Below are 999 nucleotides of genomic sequence, written 5' to 3' on the forward strand. Positions count from 1 at the left end.
ACCAGCCCCCGTTTGCAGCAATTTCTCTCTGGCGCGTTGAAGTAGCCGCTACTGTCAGCAACAGGGCGCATTTCCCGACGTTCGGCGATGCGCCCTTACGCTATTTTTTCCCAGTCACATCCTTGAGCGCTTCTTCCAGCTCGAAATAGCGAAAGCCAAAGCCAGCCGCCTCCAGCCGATGCGGAATAGCGCGCTGTCCACCCAATACCAGCGTGGCGGCTTCCCCCATCAGCAATTTGTGCGCAAACGCGGGCACGCGCATAAAACAGGGTCGATCCAGCACGTGGGCCAGCATGGCGCAGAACTGCTCGTTGCGCACCGGATAGGGCGCGGTCATGTTGAACGGTCCGCGCAGAATCGGGTTATCCAGCAGGTAAAGAATGGCATTGACCATATCGTCGATGTGAATCCACGGCATGTACTGTTTGCCGGATCCGAGTGGGCCACCGAGTCCGAGGCGGAAAGGCGGCAGCATTTTGGCCAGCGCGCCGCCGTTTTCTGCCAGCACGATACCGGTACGCAACAAGCACACGCGCGTGCGATCGCTCTCCGCACTCAGCGCCAATTCCTCCCAGCGCGCACAGAGTTGATGGGTAAACTCAGGCGTGGGCGATTCTTCTTCGGTGATCAGCTCGGCACCTTGATTGCCGTAATAGCCGACCGCAGAGCCAGAAATGAATACCGAGGGCGGCGAGGCGCTGGCTTTAATCAGCGTGGCCAACTGCTCGGTAATGTGCCAGCGGCTCTCACTCAGTTTCTGCTTTTGTTGCGGCGTCCAGCGTTTATCGGCAATCGGCTCGCCTGCCAGATTGATCACGGCGTCGATGTCATCCAGCGAGGTGCGATTTTGCAGCGTTGACCAATACTCTACGCGTTCGCCGAGTACCTGACGGGCACGCGCTGTATCGCGGGTGAGTACCGTGACATGGTGAGATAAAGACAGTAATCGAGCAATCAGGAGACGGCCGATCAGGCCGGTACCGCCCGTAATCAGTAGTT

General features: G+C 58.5%; 1 protein-coding gene. It reads right to left on the reverse strand.

Features of this window, described 5'->3' with window-relative positions:
• Positions 1–100: 100 nt before the first annotated feature.
• Positions 101–999: TIGR01777 family oxidoreductase (locus J5224_RS30000; protein ID WP_264628704.1), on the reverse strand; the 899-nt coding region annotated here is incomplete at its 5' end.

The sequence above is a fragment of the Candidatus Symbiopectobacterium sp. NZEC135 genome (assembly GCF_025962695.1).